Source organism: Polaromonas sp. P3_C2, assembly GCF_056402675.1.
Window position 1 is genome coordinate 1 of the sequence record NZ_JBFUGX010000966.1, and the last position, 1,192, is coordinate 1,192.

1 protein-coding gene and 1 pseudogene are annotated in these 1,192 nt (G+C 67.4%); both read left to right on the forward strand.

Going from position 1 to position 1,192, the window contains the following annotated elements; translation table 11 throughout:
• A pseudogene (locus AC1DWI_RS23830) lies at positions 1-396 on the forward strand (nitrilotriacetate monooxygenase); the annotation flags it as partial.
• Positions 396-1,192 (forward strand): FAD-dependent oxidoreductase (locus AC1DWI_RS23835; RefSeq protein WP_477725997.1); only part of this gene is annotated, 797 nt, incomplete at its 3' end. The pseudogene AC1DWI_RS23830 and the gene AC1DWI_RS23835, both read left to right, overlap by 1 nt.

Here is a 1,192-nt window from a genome sequence, read left to right on the forward strand (position 1 = left end):
GACCTGGACGCCCCGCCGCCCTACATTCCCGAACCGCCCAAGGGCCAGAACAGCCGCGCTCACGTGGTGCTGGAGCTGGCGCGGCGCGACAAGCTCACCGTGCGCCAGCTGTATGAATACCTGGCGGGTGCACGCGGCCACTGGGTGGTAGTGGGCACACCAGAGACCATCGCGGACAAGATCCAGGAGTGGTTTGAAAACGGCGCCGCCGACGGCTTCAACGTGATGCCGCCGGTGCTGCCCGAGTCGCTCAACGATTTTGTGGACCTGGTGATCCCAGAGCTGCAGCGCCGCGGTATTTTCCGCACCGAATACGAAGGCAGCACGCTGCGCGAAAACCTCGGCCTGGACCGGCCCGTCAACCAGTTCGCCGTCAAGGCCCAAAAGGTGGCGTGATGGGAAGCCGCGACCTCAACTTCACCGCCCTCGCGAACGCGGCCGGCGCCCGGCAGCACGATGCCGACGTGCTGGTCATAGGCGGCGGCCCCGCCGGAACCTGGGCCGCCATCAGCGCCGCAGCACAGGGCGCCAAGGTGGTGCTGGCCGACAAGGGCTACTGCGGCACCTCGGGCGCCACGGCGCCTTCGGGCACAGGCGTCTGGTACGTGGAGCCGCAAGGCACGCAGCGCGAAGACGCCAAAGCCAGCCGTTACGACAAAGGCGGGCAACTGGCCGAACACGCGTGGATGGACCGCGTGCTTGAGCAGACCTACGCCAACATGCAGCAGCTGGCCGAATGGGGCTACCCTTTCCCGATCGGCGAAGACGGCGAGCAGCGCCGCACCTCGCTGCAAGGCCCCGAGTACATGCGCCTGATGCGCAAGCGCGCCAAGGAGGCAGGCGTGCGCATCCTCGACCACAGCCCGGCACTGGAGCTGCTGGTAGACGAGGAAGGCACGGTCTGCGGCGCCACCGGCCAGCAGCGCCAGACGCTGGAGCCCTGGGTGGTGCGCGCTGGTGCTGTCGTGATCGCCACCGGCGGCTGCGCTTTCTTAAGCCGCGCGCTGGGCTGCAACGTGCTGACCGGCGACGGCCACCTGATGGCCGCCGAGGTGGGTGCCGATTTTTCGGGCATGGAGTTTTCCAACGCCTACGGACTGGGTGCGGCATTTGCCTCGGTCACCAAGTCGCTGTTCTACCAGTGGGCCACCTTCTACTACGAAGACGGCAGCGTGATTGAAGGCGCCGGCTC